Source organism: Mesorhizobium sp. M0500, from assembly GCF_040321165.1.
Taxonomy (GTDB): Bacteria; Pseudomonadota; Alphaproteobacteria; order Rhizobiales; family Rhizobiaceae; genus Mesorhizobium.
The window spans coordinates 1-16895 of sequence record NZ_JAMYRB010000042.1 but is presented as its reverse complement, the minus strand read 5'-3'; the positions used below and the strand labels follow the sequence as shown (position 1 = coordinate 16895).

15 protein-coding genes, 1 tRNA gene and 1 pseudogene are annotated in these 16895 nt (G+C 62.3%); 7 read left to right on the top strand and 10 right to left on the bottom strand.

All coding sequences use genetic code 11. The features are described from left to right. Window position 1: 1 nt before the first annotated feature. From hisD to NKI70_RS31940, 4 genes are all read right to left on the bottom strand, one after another. The gene (gene hisD / locus NKI70_RS31955) at window positions 2–1294 is read right to left on the bottom strand and encodes a histidinol dehydrogenase (RefSeq protein WP_352698110.1); all 1293 of its coding nucleotides are present in this window, start codon (window positions 1292–1294) and stop codon (window positions 2–4) included. A 4-nt stretch (window positions 1295–1298) separates the two neighbouring features. Next, window positions 1299–1733 carry a DUF2948 family protein gene (locus NKI70_RS31950; RefSeq protein ID WP_352698108.1) on the bottom strand — a complete coding sequence of 145 codons (435 nt, stop codon included), beginning with the start codon at window positions 1731–1733 and terminating at the stop codon, window positions 1299–1301. A 92-nt stretch (window positions 1734–1825) separates the two neighbouring features. Continuing rightward, window positions 1826–3118: a UDP-N-acetylglucosamine 1-carboxyvinyltransferase gene (gene murA / locus NKI70_RS31945; RefSeq protein ID WP_352614714.1), complete on the bottom strand. Its 1293-nt coding sequence runs from the start codon at window positions 3116–3118 to the stop codon at window positions 1826–1828. Between the two features lie 157 nt (window positions 3119–3275). Next, entirely contained in the window at window positions 3276–3506 is a 231-nt protein-coding gene (locus tag NKI70_RS31940) for a hypothetical protein (protein WP_352683168.1), read from the bottom strand. A 160-nt stretch (window positions 3507–3666) separates the two neighbouring features. Between NKI70_RS31940 and NKI70_RS31935 the strand changes: the two genes are divergently transcribed. Both NKI70_RS31935 and NKI70_RS31930 read left to right on the top strand, forming a co-directional pair. Next, a tRNA-Thr gene (locus tag NKI70_RS31935) sits at window positions 3667–3741 on the top strand. Window positions 3742–4954: 1213 nt separating this feature from the next. After that, window positions 4955–5506, top strand: coding sequence for a group I truncated hemoglobin (locus NKI70_RS31930; RefSeq protein WP_352698105.1), 552 nt, complete (start codon window positions 4955–4957; stop codon window positions 5504–5506). Window positions 5507–5605: 99 nt separating this feature from the next. Here NKI70_RS31930 and NKI70_RS31925 read toward each other — a convergent pair. Continuing rightward, window positions 5606–6198 (bottom strand): annotated as a pseudogene (locus tag NKI70_RS31925) (SOS response-associated peptidase). A 51-nt stretch (window positions 6199–6249) separates the two neighbouring features. Here NKI70_RS31925 and NKI70_RS31920 point away from each other — a divergent pair. Further along, window positions 6250–6690: a hypothetical protein gene (locus tag NKI70_RS31920; protein ID WP_352698103.1), complete on the top strand. Its 441-nt coding sequence runs from the start codon at window positions 6250–6252 to the stop codon at window positions 6688–6690. A gap of 116 nt (window positions 6691–6806) precedes the next feature. Here NKI70_RS31920 and NKI70_RS31915 read toward each other — a convergent pair whose 3' ends face one another. The 3 genes from NKI70_RS31915 to NKI70_RS31905 all read right to left on the bottom strand — a co-directional run bounded on the left by NKI70_RS31915 (window position 6807) and on the right by NKI70_RS31905 (window position 9532). Then, window positions 6807–7334 carry a hypothetical protein gene (locus tag NKI70_RS31915; protein WP_352614733.1) on the bottom strand — a complete coding sequence of 176 codons (528 nt, stop codon included), beginning with the start codon at window positions 7332–7334 and terminating at the stop codon, window positions 6807–6809. 522 nt (window positions 7335–7856) lie between these two features. After that, window positions 7857–8057 carry a CsbD family protein gene (locus NKI70_RS31910; protein WP_023719429.1) on the bottom strand — a complete coding sequence of 67 codons (201 nt, stop codon included), beginning with the start codon at window positions 8055–8057 and terminating at the stop codon, window positions 7857–7859. A 191-nt stretch (window positions 8058–8248) separates the two neighbouring features. Beyond that, the gene (locus NKI70_RS31905) at window positions 8249–9532 is read right to left on the bottom strand and encodes an ROK family transcriptional regulator (RefSeq protein WP_352698101.1); all 1284 of its coding nucleotides are present in this window, start codon (window positions 9530–9532) and stop codon (window positions 8249–8251) included. Window positions 9533–9729: 197 nt separating this feature from the next. Here NKI70_RS31905 and NKI70_RS31900 point away from each other — a divergent pair, with 197 nt between their 5' ends. The 4 genes from NKI70_RS31900 to NKI70_RS31885 all read left to right on the top strand — a co-directional run bounded on the left by NKI70_RS31900 (window position 9730) and on the right by NKI70_RS31885 (window position 15170). After that, complete coding sequence (locus NKI70_RS31900) at window positions 9730–12288, top strand: ATP-binding cassette domain-containing protein (RefSeq protein ID WP_352698099.1); 2559 nt, start codon at window positions 9730–9732, stop codon at window positions 12286–12288. Continuing rightward, complete coding sequence (locus NKI70_RS31895; RefSeq protein ID WP_352698097.1) at window positions 12285–13274, top strand: ABC transporter permease; 990 nt, start codon at window positions 12285–12287, stop codon at window positions 13272–13274. Before NKI70_RS31900 ends, NKI70_RS31895 begins: the two co-directional genes overlap by 4 nt. 46 nt (window positions 13275–13320) lie before the next feature. Continuing rightward, window positions 13321–14322 (top strand): rhamnose ABC transporter substrate-binding protein, encoded by a 1002-nt coding sequence (locus tag NKI70_RS31890; RefSeq protein WP_352624340.1) that lies wholly within the window; start codon window positions 13321–13323, stop codon window positions 14320–14322. A gap of 86 nt (window positions 14323–14408) precedes the next feature. After that, entirely contained in the window at window positions 14409–15170 is a 762-nt protein-coding gene (locus NKI70_RS31885) for a glutamine amidotransferase (RefSeq protein ID WP_023677421.1), read from the top strand. 105 nt (window positions 15171–15275) lie between these two features. Here the strand turns inward: NKI70_RS31885 and NKI70_RS31880 are convergent, their stop codons facing one another. Then, window positions 15276–16157, bottom strand: coding sequence for a YihY/virulence factor BrkB family protein (locus NKI70_RS31880; RefSeq protein ID WP_023677422.1), 882 nt, complete (start codon window positions 16155–16157; stop codon window positions 15276–15278). A gap of 174 nt (window positions 16158–16331) precedes the next feature. Next, window positions 16332–16736 carry a TadE/TadG family type IV pilus assembly protein gene (locus NKI70_RS31875; RefSeq protein WP_023677423.1) on the bottom strand — a complete coding sequence of 135 codons (405 nt, stop codon included), beginning with the start codon at window positions 16734–16736 and terminating at the stop codon, window positions 16332–16334. Window positions 16737–16895 lie beyond the last annotated feature (159 nt).

The window sequence follows — 16895 nt, the reverse complement described above, 5'->3', positions numbered from 1 at the left end:
TCTACATGTTCAGCCGGATGCCGACGGAGCGTCCATGTGCATCGAGCCCTTCCGCCTTGGCGAGCGTGATCGCCGCCGGCGCCAGTGCCCGCAACTGCTCCGGCCCGAGCTTCAGGACCGAGGTGCGCTTGACGAAATCGAGCACCGAAAGCCCGGACGAAAAGCGCGCCGAGCGCGCCGTCGGCAGCACGTGGTTGGAGCCGGCGACATAGTCACCGATGGCTTCCGGCGTATGACGGCCGAGAAACACCGCACCGGCATTGCGCATCCGCGCCAGGAAGGCCTCTGGGTCATCGATGGCAAGCTCGACATGTTCGGCCGCGATGCGGTCGACCAGCGGCAGTGCTGCCTCGATCGTTGGCACCAGGATCACGGCGCCGAAATCGCGCCAGCTCGCCGCCGCCGTTTCTCCGCGCGGCAGGTTCTGCAACTGCCGCTCCACCGCCTGTTCGACCGCTGCGCCAAAGGCACGGTCGTCGGTGATCAGGATCGACTGCGCCGACACATCGTGTTCGGCCTGGGCGAGGAGGTCGGCGGCGATCCAGTCCGGATCGTTGCTGCCGTCGGCGACGACCAGCACTTCCGACGGCCCGGCGATCATGTCGATGCCGACCGTGCCGAACACCTGGCGCTTGGCCGCCGCGACATAGGCATTGCCGGGGCCGACGATCTTGGCGACGGGCTTTATCGTTTCGGTACCATAGGCAAGGGCCGCGATCGCCTGGGCGCCACCAACGCGGTAGATTTCGGAGACACCGGCAAGGTCGGCTGCCACCAGCACCAGCGGCGGCACCTCGCCGCCGGAGGCCGGCACCACCATGGCGATGCGCTCGACGCCGGCGACCTTGGCCGGTATCGCGTTCATCAGCACCGAGCTCGGATAGCTCGCCGTGCCGCCCGGCACGTAGAGCCCGACGGCCTCGATCGCCGTCCAGCGCGAGCCGAGCTCGACGCCGGCGGCATCGGTGTAGCGGTCGTCCTGCGGCAGCTGCCGCTGGTGGTGGGAGCGGATGCGCTCGCGCGCGAATTTCAGCGCCTCGACCGTCTGCGGATCGGCGGCCTCGTAAGCCTTGGCAATGTCGTCCCTGGAGACGGCGATGCCGAGCCTGGCCAGGTCACCGCCGCCGAATTTCTGCGTGTACCCGACCAGCGCCGCGTCGCCCTCGGCACGCACCTTGGCGATGATCTCGCGCACCACGGCGTCGACATCGGCCGAGACTTCCCGCTTGGTCAGCAGGAACGCGGCAAAGCGCTGCTCGAAATCGGCGTCGGACTGGCGAAGCGTGATGGCCATCGGCTCAGACCCTGTGGACCGGGCGCGACGTCGCTTCCCAGGCGCCGCCGACATCGGCAAGCCGTGCCTCGATGCATTCGACATCGAGCATGATCGCGCCGCCGCCCGAAAAGATCAGCTCGACGATGCCGGCCGGCTTGTCGAGCGCGAGAAAGCTGATCGCCAGCAGCGACAGCACTTCGTCCGGCTTGTCGCGGGCAATGCCGCTGGTCTTGGCGCCGAGCACCCGGTCGAAATGCAGCACGGCCTGCCGCCGCTCATTGTGCTGGCGCAAGAAGCCGGATTTCGCCTCCCAGACGAAGCGGTTCATGGTCAGCACGAAGCGCTTTACCGAAGGCAGGTATTCGAGATCGCTGACCTTCATGACAGCATCCTGGACATGCGCCGAGATGATGCCCAGATCCTGATCGTCGAGCGCGACAAGCTTGAGGCCATTCATGCGGAATTCGCACCTGCGAAGGTTTACAATTGGCCTTCTGTTAGGCGGTCTTGGCGATCGGTGCAACCGCGCCACAAGCCTGCGGAAAGGCTCTAGCCCGAAATGCGCTCGATCTCCGCGCCGCAGCCGGACAGCTTTTCCTCCAGCCGCTCGAAGCCGCGGTCGAGATGGTAGACGCGGTTGACCGTGGTTTCGCCTTCGGCGGCCAGGCCGGCGATGACCAGCGACACCGAGGCGCGAAGATCGGTCGCCATGACCGGCGCGCCCTTCAGCTTCGCCACGCCGTCAACGATCGCCGTCTGGCCGGACAGCGTGATGTGGGCGCCGAGCCGGGCGAGTTCCTGGACGTGCATGAAGCGGTTTTCGAAGATCGTCTCGGTGATGCGCGACTTGCCCTTGGCCATCGTCATCAGGCCCATGAACTGCGCCTGCAGATCGGTCGGGAAAGCCGGGAAGGGCGCCGTCGTCACGTCGACCGGCGAAATGCCGGCGCCGTTGCGCCTGACGCGGATGCCGGAATTGGTCTGCGTGATCTCGGCGCCGGTCTGCGAAATGATGTCGAGCGCCGTCTGCAACAGGTCGGGCCGCGCGCCTTCCAGCACGACGTCGCCGCCGGTCATCGCCACCGCCATCGCATAGGTGCCGGTCTCGATACGGTCGGGGATCACCCTGACGCGGGCGCCCGACAGCGCCTCGACGCCGTCGATGGTGATGGTCGCCGTGCCGGCGCCGGAGATCTTCGCGCCCATGGCGTTGAGGCATTCGGCGAGGTTGACGATCTCCGGCTCCCGGGCGGCATTTTCGAGCACCGTCTCGCCCTTGGCCAGCGAGGCCGCCATCATCAGCACATGGGTGGCGCCGACCGAAACTTTCGGGAACATGTAGCGGTTGCCGACAAGCCGGCCGTTCCTGGTCTTGGCGATGACATAGCCGGTGTCGACATCGATATCGGCGCCCAGCGCCTGCAGGCCTTCCAGGAACAGGTCGACAGGCCGTGTGCCGATGGCGCAGCCGCCGGGCAGCGACACCTTGGCTTCGCCCATGCGGGCCAGCAGCGGGCCGATCACCCAGAACGAGGCCCGCATCTTCGACACCAACTCGTAAGGCGCCGTCGTGTCGACGATGTTGCGGGCGGAGAAAGTGATGGTGCGCGAATAGCCTTCCTGCTGCTTTTCGCGGCGGCCATTGACCGAGTAGTCGACGCCGTGATTGCCGAGGATGCGGATGAGCTGCTCGACATCGGCCAGATGCGGCACGTTTTCCAGCGTCAGCGTGTCGTCGGTCAAAAGCGCGGCGATCATCAGCGGCAGCGCAGCGTTTTTCGCGCCCGAGATCGGAATGCTTCCGGCAAGCTTGTTGCCGCCGACAATTCTGATGCGATCCATGAAGAGCGTCCCCTCGGCGCCAAGGCCGGTTTAAATCGGTTGAGTCTGTTGCGGCCATCTAGACCATTGGCCGGCTTGGTTCAAGAAACAGGCTACTCCCCACTTTGGCCCACGCCGACTTGGCCAAAGTACCGGCGACCAACATAGCCGATTCGCGTTAATCTTTTTTCATCGCCGCCTGCAGCCCCTCCGGCCGCTCGTCGGCCTCGCCAGCGCGCCGCTTGTCGGCGTCGCCGGTCCTTCGTGAGCGCGATTGCGCCTTGCGCTTCTGCAGGTTGGCGCGCAACTGCTCGGCCAGCCGGTCCTTGCGGCCCGTTCCGGCCTTTTTCGCTGAATCATCCTTCTTCGGTGATCCATCCTTGTTCGGAGAAACTGTCTTGCCGTTCATCGTTCGGTCCCCGGCCGGCGACCCGCCGGTGCGTATCAAGGGATAGCCAACATTGTGGCACGGCCATGTCCGCAACGATCGCCCGGTGCGGCCTTTCAACCCGTCTTTGTCTTGGCCTTGCGCTTGCCGGTTCGATATGGCAGAAGCCCCGCCATCGGCGGCTGCGGTAGCTCAGTGGTAGAGCACTCCCTTGGTAAGGGAGAGGTCGAGAGTTCAATCCTCTCTCGCAGCACCAGATTGTTTTCGCTGGCGCATCTTCCACGGCTCCCTTACCTGCTCGATGATGATTGTGCGCGGTTGGCGAGGTTGCCGAAAAATATGGCGCCCCGCGATCTGTCGAGTGCCACGCGCACAAGCTCGTCGAAACAGTGGTCTTGCACGCGCACCTCCCGGCGCTCGCACGCGCCATGATGCGCGCGGGGAAAGCGTTCTAGTCTGCCCTGCTGCAAGCGGCTTAACAAAGCTTGCAGCCGGGAACAATCGCTCAATGACTCGCGTTTCTCGCGAAGACCCGCTTCTTTTGCACGGGCAGCGGCCTCGAAGGCTCGCAAATGTCGCGCCGGCGTTTCAATCGCACTCGCCTCAGCCCTCACGATTTGGCTATTTGTGAACGCGTGTTTGATCAGGTTTGCGCAGATGAGCACATTGACCCTCTAAGCCTGGATGCCGAAGCCTTGGCGGTGATGATTGTCGCAATCTTCCGAAACGTGACTACCAATGAGCGCGAACTGCTGGAGGAAGTTAGGTCTCTTCGTCGCTCAAAAGGTGCAGAGAAGGCGCACTAGCTAGGCGGCGTTCCGAGGCGAATTGTTCTAGTCCCGCATTGGCACAATCGGATTGGCATCTGAATTGCCCATTGATGATCGCCAGAGTGTAGCCACCGAGCTTGCGAAGGGGATAGAAATGGGTTTGGCCGAAGACTTATCTGATGTCGCGCTCACATTCGAATGTCCGGATTGCTCACACCCGGCGGTAAGAAAGGGCTCCGCACTAAGAACAATCGCGCACTTCAGATGCGACGGGTGCAACGCCAAGGTGCGGATGACCTATCCGCAGAAGCTCGCGATCTTCGAAAAGCACAAGCTATTGGCCGCAAGCAGCCGGCAAAGCCGCGGGAAGCGATTGTACGCCCCCTACCGGGGCTGATTGCCGCCGACAACACGACACAGAAGGAAAATGCCCAAGGTCAGGGGCACAGATGCGGCCGAAGTGGCTTCGCGACCTCTGCCGCGTGCAGCGACGCCTGCTAAGCCTTCCTCATCCGCGCGACCTTCGCCCCTTTTGACGCATGTTGACCATGACAATGCGCCCAATCGGAATAATTCGGGCGAACGGCTCGTTAGTTCGTTAGGCGGTGCTAAAATACGGCAAAGTGTCCGAATGTCATTTCATGAAGCCCGCCAGACAGGCTGCGGCTCGCTCTGGCCTAACCGCGAAGGGAACCAGGAATGAAAACGGCTGTTTCGACCTCTTTGACAAGACGAAGTGTTGTCGCCGCGCTGGCGCTGACCGCGGCATCGACGGCGGTATTGCCTGCCGACAACGCGCTCGCCCAGGCCAAGAAGACCACAGCTGAGAAAAGTCTGTATGAGCGGCTGGGCGGCGTGTTTGCCATCGCAGCGGTGATCGATCACTTCAGCGACGCCGTCGTGAAGAACCCGATCGTTGGCAAGAAATCCAAGAATCCGCAGCTGCGCAAATGGCACACCAAGAACCTGGAAAGGTTGCCCGGCCTCAAGTTCATGCGCACGCTGTGGGTCTGCGACGTTTCTGGCGGGCCCTTCAAGTTCGTCGCCACTAAGCCCGGTACGACGCCGCTCGGTCTCGAGGAGGCGCATCGCGACCTGCGGATTTCCCCCGCGGAATTCGATGAGGTCGCAGCCGAACTCGGGCGGACCTTGGATCATTTCAAAATTCCGAAGCCTGAGAAAACTGAAGTCCTGGAAGCTTTCGCCGCCCACAAAGACGAGGTCACCGCCGGCTACGTCAAGCCGGGCTGAAGCGCTTATATCGCGCGGGCATTCGTTCTGAGCATGGCGCGCATCGCCGTGACGATGCGGCGCGGCCGTAGCTCAGCGCGCGCAGTCTTCCGATGGATCCTACTCGGAACCTGCGCGAACTGTTTCCGCGCTGAGCGACCCTTCCGGCAGTGGCAGCATGAGTTCAGCCTCGGACTTCGTCAGATGGATCCATGCCGCCCAGTCCGATGGCCGCAGCACAACCACTTGCCGATTGTGATATGGCGCGACATCCGGCCCCGGATCGGTCGTCAGCATCGTGAACGTCGGCGGCTTGTTGCCGACACCCTCGCGCCACAGCCCGGCAATCGCCATGAACGAATGGCCATTCAGCGTGAACCTGTGCTTGGTCTTTGGATATTTCGTTCCCGTGAATTCGAAGAATGCCGACGCCGGAACGAGACAGCGCTTGCTGTTGCTGAACTGCCGGCCCTCCGAGCGAAAGTTGAATACAGGTCCGCCTTTTGGCCCGGCCGGGGAAAGCCGAACGTCATCGACGCCAGTTCGATTGCGTCGCCGGCGGCGCGCATTACAGGCGCGGGGTCGTTGATGTGGATGTCATCCGCCTGCGGCAGATCCAATTCGGTTTGATGGCTGGGGATTTTGAGCGCCAGCGATTCCATCATCCGGCAGTATTCGGCCCAGGCGATGTGCTGCTGGTAGTCATTGCACATGGAAAGGCTCCGTACGCTCGACCGAGATCAGTTCAACATAGCGTTTATCGGTTGGCGCCGATTGCTGGCGGATTTGATATAAGCCTATTTGGGCCGGCGTGCGGCAGCGATGGCCTGCAACAGATTGATGCTGTTCACGTCGGGTTCGCTGGATGCGGCAACGGCAAGTGCGGCGGCTTCGGCTATTTTCGCGACGTCGTCGCTGCTGATCGTTCCACGCTTTTCCAGCAGATTTACGAGTTCGACAACGAGAAGAAAGGCGTTCACACCATATCGTTCGGCTCTGAGCTCGAACTCGCCTCGAGCCAATTTCTCCGCGTCTCCTTCAGCCCGTTTGTCCACGTTGGCGTCCTCTCCTATGGCTACAAGCTATTAACGCTTAGCACGAATGGTTTAATCCTTCGAACTGGCCACAACCTTCGCCAATTGCCGGGCATAGTGTCGCCGGTGGCAAGGGGCATGGGTTCAGCCAAGGATGAGACCAACCAATAGAACGGTAAGAACAAAGGACAACACGACGGCAAGTAGCCCGCATGCTTCCAAAGTGTTGGTTTGCCAAGCTTTCGTCGGGCGCCTCCGGTTTGAATTCCCGTTTCGCGAAACAAACTTCATCGGGCACCAGATCGGACGCGGAGCCGGCTTGAATTTGGCAAAGCGCTCCTCTTCATCGGCCCGGAAGGCATCTCCGCGAAACTCCGGAGCACCGTATGCGCGGCGCCGGCCTGCCTTTCATCGACGCGGGCCATCACCAGTACGACACCTTCTGCGATCTTCGGCTTGCGCGGCTTCTGGGCGAAATTGGCGAAAGTTCCGAGAAGCACGCCGGCAAAGCCGCCCCAAGCCGCACCGACCAGGGCCATGCCGGTCATCCCCGCAGGATCAACGTCTTGAGCTCCAAAAGCGCTGAAGCCGGCCAACAGACCAGCCGTCGCGCCAAGTGCGGCACCAGCGACGGCACCCCGCCAGAGAGCACTCATCTCATCGTCGTAATATCCAGCAACGCTGATCGGTTCATCATTGTCATTGTAAGATCCGACGACGCTGATTTGCCGGCGACGAATCCCGGCAGCCTGAAGCCTGGCCACGGCACGTGCTGCCTGGGCATGGGAATTGAACAGCCTGCTGATCGTTTGCATTTACGCCCAGACCCGCCGCCCGTTCGGAGCGTCGGGCCTCTCCTCCCTGGCTTGAACTCTTCCGCCCGGACGCATCTTCGTCGCGCCAAAGCTCACCACAACGTGAGCCAGCCGGCTACGTTCCCAGCCGGGGCTTCGGTCCAATCCTGGAGTATCTTGCTTGGGACCTAAGTCTGACCTGCTTGAATGCAACGGGCAGTGAGGCCACGCCGAGAGGGAGCCGTTGCTGAATCGAAGAGGTCGAGGAGAGGGCTAAGGCCTATCGCAGACCCAAAAAGCTCAAAATGGCGATTACGATCACGATGGCGCCGACCAGCCAGATAATGTTGTTCATGATTACGCTCCTTCGCCTACGGGCTGGGCACGCCGAGGCGAAGCCCGCCACGCAAGTGGAACATTAGATGCGGCTAAAGGTTCCTCGCGGGCCTCGCTGTCGAAAGAGCCCACCGCACCAGTCGGCACGGCGGGCGACGCAGAGCTTCACCCCGGTGGTGGGCAGCAAACGGCATTGCATCCAAAGGCTCAGCTGATGCTTCTGGACCAGTTATCAACCTGGCGCTCCGCCTCTTCCTTGGCGATGCCATATCGCTCCTGGATGCGTCCCAAGAGCTGGTCCCTATTGCCCTCGATACGATCAAGATCGTCGTCGGTGAGGTCACCCCACTGCTCCTTCGCCTTGCCTTTGAACTGCGTCCATTTTCCCTTGATTTGATCCCAGTTCATATGTTCCTCCTTGCTTCCTGGGCCCGCACTGAAGCGGAGCGCGGACCGATCGGCATTTCAATGTTGGTGACGAATGAAGATTAGCAGCCGCTAAAAGTTCCGGTGCCGACGCAAAAAGCCCGTCGTGCCGTGCCGGACTGCGAGCTGATGTTGATGATGCCCGGAGCTTGATGCTCTTTCGCGGCACTATCTTATGCCGTTGAAGGCGCTGAGCTTCTTGCTGGTTGGCCTTGGCTGGCAAGCCTCGAAAGGCTGCCCGGCAGCATTGTTCTGTCCTTGCCGATCATGAGCACGCCGCTGTCGGGCGCCAACAGTGCCGAGAACGGCAGCATCGCCGCGCCGATCGGCGAGGCCTCGGGGCCGAATTGTCCCGAGACGATTTCCGGCGCCACGATGCCGATGGCGCTGATCCTGTTGAACTGGGTCTGCACCTTTGCCAGCAGCTCGAGATGGATCGGCCGCGGCAGGATGCTGTCGAGAACGATCGCTTCGATGTCGATGACGGAGGTGATGGCGATGATCGCCTCGACCAGCGCATTGGCGCAATCGTCGATCCATTCGGATAGCGGTTCGCGCGCCCCTGGCGGCAAGGGGTCGAGTTCGCGCACGCGGTTGATCTCGATGCCGCGCGATTTGAGATGATTGACCAGCACATAGATCGAAGCGCGATGCAGCAGGCTCTGGTAGCGCGCCGGCTTGGCCGCCACCGAATCGAGGCTTGAAGGCGAGACCGGCAAAGGACCGAGCGCGGCGCTGTTGCCGTGCGGCCCGGTATGGACCTTGCCGCCTTGCACCAGTCCACCGCCGACAAAGGTGTCGATCGAGATATGCATGAAGTCGCGGAACCGCGCGCCGGTCCCCTGGATGAGTTCGGCGAGTGCGGCCGATGATGCGTCGTTTTCCACGAAGACCGGGGTCTTCGGCTTTGTGGCGAAGAACGTCGTCAGATCGATTGCTTCCCAGCGGCTGCCGAGATCGTCGGGAAAGCCGAGCTCTTCGCTCCAGCCGCCGAGAAAATATGGCGAGGCGATGCCGATGCCGACGATGCTGGCATCGCCAAGCCCCTCGACCAGCTTGTCGAAATTGGCCAGCGACATGTTGCCGGCCTTGAGCACCATGTCGGGATCCGGAAAGCGATATTCGTGCGACTCGCGCGAGCGGACCTCGCCGGCAAAGTCGACGAGCACGGCTTCCAGCGCGCGCCGGCCGATCTTGATGCCGACGCTGTAGATACGCTCAGGTGCAAGTCGGTAGAGAGTGGATGGGGATCCGCGTTGCCCGAACCTTTTCCCCACTTGCTTTACGAATCCGGACGATTCCAGCCCGTCGACAATGGTGGCGACCGCGGCCGGCGTCAGATTTGCGGCGCGCGCCAGATCGGACTTGGATGCCTCCTTCAGGCGGCGAATGGCATCAAGCACGAAGCGCTCGTTATAATGCCGAACCTTGACCGAATTGCTGCCTTTTCCGGACAAAACCGGCGCCTCCCCATTCATTCCCGCAGAGCCACTCCAGCCGCTTGCGGCTTTGAGGCTGCCGCGGGGTCGAGCACTCCAATCGCACCCGTGCGCGACGCGACAGTGCCCTTCGCGGCCATGGAAGTCAATTTTCCAGTTGCGGCATTCGACCATTTAATATAGCAAATTGAAAAAACAGGGACCAGGGAGGAAAGGTGCTGCACTTGGGCGCATTAGGCGAAGCCGACGCCATGGTGAAGAGCGACGCGGCTGTCCCCGTTGCCCTGGTTCAGGCGACAAAAGCCTTCGGCGGCACGATTGCCCTCAAGGACGCGTCCTTCGAATTGCGCTCAGGCGAGGTGCTGGCTCTGCTTGGCGAAAACGGCGCCGGCAAGAGCACCTGCGTAAAGCTGCTGGCCGGCGTGTATCTCCCGACCGGCGGCCATGTCGAAGTCGATGGCAAGCCTGTGGTCTTCCATTCGCCGCACGACGCCCAGGCTGCCGGCATCTCGGTCATGCACCAGCACCCCGGTCTTTTCCCTGATCTTTCGGTGGCGGAGAACATCTATCTCGGCCATATGCCGCGCGACCGCTTCGGCGGCATCGACAACGCCGCCATGCTTGCCGGCGCGCGCAGGGTGCTGGCGACAGTCGGCCTCGACGTGCCGGCCGAAACCCGGCTCGGAACGTTGCGCACCTCCGAACAGCAACTGGTCGAGATCGCCCGCGCCCTGTCGCTCGACGCGCGGGTGCTGATCATGGACGAGCCGACGGCCGCCCTGTCGCAGCGCGAGGTCGAGCGGCTGTTCACTGTCGTCGCCGACCTGCGGCTGCACGGCGTGGCGATGATGTTCGTCGGCCACCGCATGGACGAGATCTTCCGCATCGCCGACCGCATCGCGGTGCTGCGCGACGGGCGCCTCATTGGCGTCAAGCCGAAGGCCGAGCTTGGCCGCGCCGCTGCCATCGGCATGATGGTCGGCCGCGAGGTCACCGACCTCTATCCGCAACGAAGCCATGCCACCGGCGCACTGGTGCTGGAGGCGAGGGGGCTTTCGCACGCCGGTGGCTTTTCCAATATCGACCTCAAGCTCCATGCCGGCGAGGTGCTCGGGCTCGGCGGCCTGGTCGGCAGCGGGCGGACCGAGATCGCGCGCGTGCTGTTCGGAATCGACCAGCCCGATGCCGGCGAAATCCTGATCGACGGCGAAGCTGTGCGCTTCGCGTCGGCACGCGACGCCATGGATGCGCGTATCGCCTATGTCTCTGAAGACCGCATGGGCCAGAGCCTAGTGATGGATTTTTCCATCCTCGACAACGCGGTGCTGCCAGTCCTCGACAAGGCAGCCCGCTCCGGCTTCTACGGCACGAACCGCGCGATCAATCTGGTTTCGGACTGGCTGAAGCGCATGAAGCTTCGCTTTTCCGGCTACGCGCAGCCGGTAAAGGAACTGTCCGGCGGCAACCAGCAGAAGGTGGTGTTGGCCAAATGGCTGCGCACCGAACCGCGCGTCCTCATCCTCGACGAGCCGACGCAAGGCATCGACGTCGGCACCAAGGCGGAAGTGCATGCGATGATCGCCGACCTTGCCGCCCAGGGCATGGCAATCATCCTGATCTCCTCCGAAATGCCCGAGCTCATCGGCATGTGCGACCGCATCATCGTCCTGCGCGAAGGCCATCGGACGGCCGAATTTGCCAGGGGCGAAGCGACTCAGGAAAAGGTGCTGGAAGCAGCGACCAAGGTCGGCGAAAGCGCCGATGCGGCGGCACAGGCCGCCGGCGAGGAGAAGAGAAAAGGACCGCTCGACATACTGAAGCGGCGGGAGTTCGGTCTGCTCGCCGCGATGCTGGCGGTCGCCATCCCGGTCACCATCATCAACCCGCGCATGGTGAGCGCTGCAAACCTGACCGCCGTGTCGATGGATGCCGCCTTGCTCGTCGTTGCAGCACTCGCGCAGATGCTGGTGCTGATCACCCGCAACATCGACCTTTCGATCGCCGCGGTGATCGGCCTGTCGGCTTACATGGCGGCCAGCATGGTCCAGGCCTATCCAGGGCTCGACATCGGCATTGGCCTGATAACCGCATGCGCCGTCGGTGGCGTCGCCGGCCTGATCAACGGCCTCGTCGTCACCAGGGGAAAGATCCCGGCGATCGTCGTCACGCTGGCCTCGATGTCGATCTTCCGCGGCTTCAACTCGATCTGGGCAGCCGGCGACCAGATCAGCGCCGACGAAGTCACGCAAGCCTGGCTCGACATGACCGGCCTGAAGATCGCCGGCGTGCCGCTGATCGTCGTCATCGCGATCGTCATCCTGTGCCTGGGTTATGTGCTGCTCTATCGCACGGCCATCGGGCGCGAACTGTTCGCCGCCGGCTCCAATCCCGACGGCGCGCGTCTTATCGGCATCCCCGTCGACCGGCGCATCCTGCTGGCCTTTGGCATGGCCGGCCTGCTCGGCGGCCTGTGCGGTGCGCTGTGGGCATCGCGCTATGCGACCATCGATGCCCGCGTCGCGCTCGGCTTCGAACTCACCGTGATCGCGTCGGCGGTGGTCGGCGGCGTCGCCATCCGCGGTGGTTCGGGCACGCTGCTCGGTATCATCCTCGGCGCGCTCACGCTGCTCGTCATCAAGAACGGGCTGACGCTGGTGCGCGTCGACCCGCTGTGGCTGCAGGGCGTCTACGGCCTCGTGATCCTGGTCGCCATCGGCATCGACACCTTCATCGTGCGGCGGGCCGAGCAGGCAAGACAGGCGAGGGCGCGGTGAAAAAGTTCCTCCGTTCGATCGACTTCTGGGATCTGCTGCTGGCGACCTCTTGCGTGGCCATCTTCCTCTATGCCGCGATCTTCGTGCCGAATTTCGTTTCCGGCTTCAATCTCTCGCAACTGGCCGCCAGCGCCTCGGAAAAGGCATTGCTGATCCTGCCGATGACGCTGCTCATCATCACCCGCGAGATCGACCTGTCGATCGCCTCGGTGCTGGCGCTGACGTCCGTCGTCTTTGGCTTGCTGGTCCAGGCCGGTGTGCCGACACTTGCCGCAATCCCGCTGACGCTCGTCATCGGCGGCCTGCTCGGCGCCTTCAACGGCTATCTGGTCTCGGGCCTTGGACTGCAGTCGTTGGTTGTGACGCTCGGCACCATGGCGCTCTATCGAGGCATTGGCTACATCCTGCTCGGCACTGGCTCGGTCAACATCCTGCCGCCCGCGGTCGTCGATTTCGGCATCAACAACCTGCCTGGCACCGAGATACCGTGGACCATCGTGCCCTTCCTGGTGCTGGCGCCGGTGTTTGCGGTCGTGCTGCAGAAGACGCCGACCGGCAAGCGCATCTACGCGCTCGGCGGCAGCCCCGAAGTGGCGCGCTATTCCGGCATAAACACGCGCCGGATGGTGCTGAACCTGTTCGTCGTCTCGGGCGTCGTCGCGGCGATAGCCGGCATCGTCTATACCGCACGCCTTTCCAACGCCCGCGCCAACAATGCGCTCGGCATGGAGCTTGACGTCATCACCATCGTGCTGCTCGGCGGCGTCAGCGTCTTTGGCGGCAAGGGCCGCCTGACCGGCGTCATGCTGGCACTGGTCCTGATCGCCATCATCCGCAACGTGCTGGCGCTGAACCAGATCGGTGGCGACGCGCAGGGCATGATCATCGGCCTGCTTCTAATCGGCTCGCTGCTGATCGGCAATTACTGGCGCTCCACACAGGAGATGCTCAGCAGATCCCGCGCAATGCGCGAGACAAAGGGGTGATCTCGGGCCCCTTCCTTCAAGCCCGAATTTTGACGGAGGAGTCACAATGAAAGCGTTTAGATTAGCCCTGCTCGCATCCGCGGTTCTGCTTGCGCCAAGCTCGCTGGCCTTCAGCCAGGAGTGCGCCAAGGAACCCGTAACGGTCGGTTTCCTGCCCAAGCTCGACACGGATCCCTACTTCAAAGTGGCCTTTGGCGGCGCACAAGAGGCAGCCAAGGAAATTGGCGGCACCGCTACCCAGGTCGCCCCATCGCAGGCGACCGCCGAGGCGCAGATCGATTTCATCAACAGCCTCGTGTCGCAGAAGGTCGGAGTCATCGCAATTGCCGGCAACGACGCCAATGCCGTCGCGCCTGCGCTGAAGCGCGCCGTTCAGCAGGGCGTCAGGGTGATTTCGTATGACTCCGATGTGGCCGCCGATGCGCGTGCGGTGTTCGTCAATCAGGTGAAGGGCGACAGCCTCGCCGAGATGATGCTCGAAAGTGCATTCGCCCTCAGCGGCGGTGAAGGCGAATTCGCGATCCTGTCGTCGACGCCGACGGCGACCAACCAGAATGCCTGGATCGACTTCATGAAGGCGAAGATGGCGGCCGAGCCGAAGTTCTCCAAAATGAAGCTGGTGCAGGTGGCCTATGGCGAAGAAAGCGAACAGATCAACCAGCAGCAGGCATTGGCGCTGGTGCAGGCGTTTCCCGATCTCAAGGTGATCATCGTCCCGGCAGGCATCGGCCTTCCGGCGGCCGCGCGTGCACTCGAGGAAGCGGGCATGATCGGCAAGGTCAAGCTGACCGGGCTCGCGCCGGCCACTCTGATCTCGAAATACATCAAGGACGAAGCGGCTCAGGATATCTGGTGGAACGTCACCGATCTTGGCTATCTTACTTATCAGACGGCCCAGGCGTTTGCGCAATGCAAGATCACCGGCAAGGAGGGTGAGAAGTTCACGGCAGGCAGGCTCGGCGAATACACGATTGGCGCCGGCGGCGAACTGATCCTTGGTCCGGCCAAGATCGTGACTCCCGAAAATCTGGCCGAGTTCAAATTCTGATCCTATAGAGCTTGAGTTCTAGGGGGCGCCGGTCCATCCGGCGCCCTTCCTAAAAACCTCTCGAATGAAAACAGTGCGGGGCGGCAATGAAGATATTGCTTGCAGGCGAAACCTTTGCAGCGACGACCTCGGTTGCCATCGGCAGCGACGTGCTTACAAGTGCGGCCTCGACAAATGGTGCGACGGCCTTCAATGCCGCGCTGGCCACTGAAGGCATCGCGGTCACGCAGATCGGCGGCGAGCGTTGCAGCGCGGCGTTTCCCTATGACCTCGATGGGCTCGCCCAATATCAGGCGGTGGTGATCTCCGACGTCGGCGCCCTGACATTGCTGGTGACGCCGGATGCCCGCGCCGGGCGTGTCGGCGTCAACCGCCTCGATGTGCTCAAGGCCTATGTCGAAGGTGGCGGCGGGCTGATGCTGGCCGGCGGTTACATGGGCTTTCAGGGCATGTTCGGGACGGCGCGTTTCCACGACACCCCGGTCGAGGACGTTCTGCCGGTCCGTTGCCTACCCTACTGCGACGGCATGGAGGTGCCGCAAGGCGTGCAGGCCTCCATCCTGCAGTCGTCACATCCGATTTTTTCCGGGGTGGAGGGGCCTTTGCCGCCGATTCTCGGCATGAACAAGCTGGAATTCAGGCGCGACGGTTCGTCCCGGCTTCTGGCGACCTGCCACCATCGCGGCACCGACTGGCCGCTCCTTGCCGTCGGTAGCCATGGCCGCGGCCGCACGATTGCCTGGGCAACCGATATCGGCCCGCATTGGCTCTCGCAGGATTTCCTCGGATGGCCGTTCTACGGAAGACTGATGGCGAACATGGTCGGTTGGCTCGCCGGCGATGGATGAGAAAGCTGGTTTGACCAGTGCGGCTGCCTGCCGCTGCCTCCGATGCCGCGCGAGGCCCCGGTGACCAGCACCACCTTGCCGGCGAGGTCGAATTTCGGCGTGAACTCATTTGTCATGCAATTCCACCTTGTTCTTCAAATCGGACCGGCTGCCGTGTCGAACCGAATAGGCTCGCGTGAATTCGGCGCCCAGCAGAAATATCTCGGCCGAATAATAGACCCATAACAGCACGACGAGCAGGGCGCCGGCCGCGCCGTATGACGATGAGATGGCGCTGGTTCCGATATACCAGCCAATTAGCGACTTGCCGATGGTGAACAGAAACCCGGTGACCACGGCGCCGATGCCGACATCGCGCCATTGCAGGCTGCGGTCCGGCAGCACCTTGTAGATTGCGGCAAACAGCAGCGTGATCAGGGCAAACGAGACGATCCCGTTGATCGCGCTCAGGATGATGGTGCCGAACGGCAGGTAGGCGTTGATGACGTCTCCGAGCGCCGAAATTGCAGCGCTTACGACCAGCGACACCAGGAGCAGAAAGCCGAGCGCCGCGACGAGGCCCAGGCTTGCAATGCGTGCCCGAACCATTCGTGAAATCGTTGCCCCGCTCGGTTTGACTTTCCAGATTTCGTTCAACCCCAGCTGCATCTCGCCGAACACGCCGGATGCGGCGACGAACAGCGTGACCAGCCCCAGAATGCTGGCGAGGGTTCCGGCTTCCTTCTGCGAGGCGTTTTCGATCGTAGCTCGCAGCAGCTCGGCACTTTGCGGCCCCATCAGGCCAGCGATCTGTGCCGAAAGGGCGAGTTGCGCCGCCTCGTGCCCGAAGGCCATGCCGGCAATAGCCACAACGATGAGCAGGATCGGCGCAAGCGAGGTCGTGGCATAAAACGCTATCGCCGCCCCATGGCTCAGCGCATTGTCGTCGATGAAGCCGATGACGCTCTGCTTGAGGAGCCTCCAGCCCTCTGCTGCCAAATTCCACATGTAGGCCTCGCATGCCTGTCAACAAACAAGTAGCGGCGGCGCAGCGCTGGGCGAGGGGTGGGGGCTCGGCCGGAACAAAGCCGGCAACGGCGCGCTGTACAAGGCGATCGCCTATAAAGGCGGCGTGCAGCGAACATCCTGCGAAAGGTGCCGCTCGACTGGCCGGGGACGTGCTCACGATGCAATCAGGGGAACTGTGACAGTTGTCTGATAATTTATCGGATATCGGTTGAAATACGGGAACTCGATCACGAACGCATATTGGGCGGTCAGATGTGCCATGCGAAAGCCGCCGCTGGGGGCGTCGATTGCTATTGTTACATCGACGTCTTTCAATCCCAAATCCAGTAATTTTTCCGTGGCAATGGCTTGGATCTGGGCCTGCGTCAGCGAGTTCTTCATTTGCAGCGCACGTGACGACGTTTCCAGCGTGTACCGAACACTCGACATAGCATTCAGAGCCCAGCCGAATGCAAAGATGCCGATCAAAAGCATTATCAGAAAAGGCGCGATCAGCGCGAACTCTAATGCAGCTCCGCCTGATGCATCCCCCGTGAAAGCTCTCGACTTAGCGGACACGAATCACCTGTTGATGACTGAGTTCGCGCGAGAGGGAAAACGCACCAAAACTGAAGGGCGGTGACCAGGTGGCTGTCGCCTGTATTACGAGGAAGACCGAGGGGGCTTTCAAAGTGTCGCACAGGACCGATGGATCGGCCACGATGTTCCCGCACATGT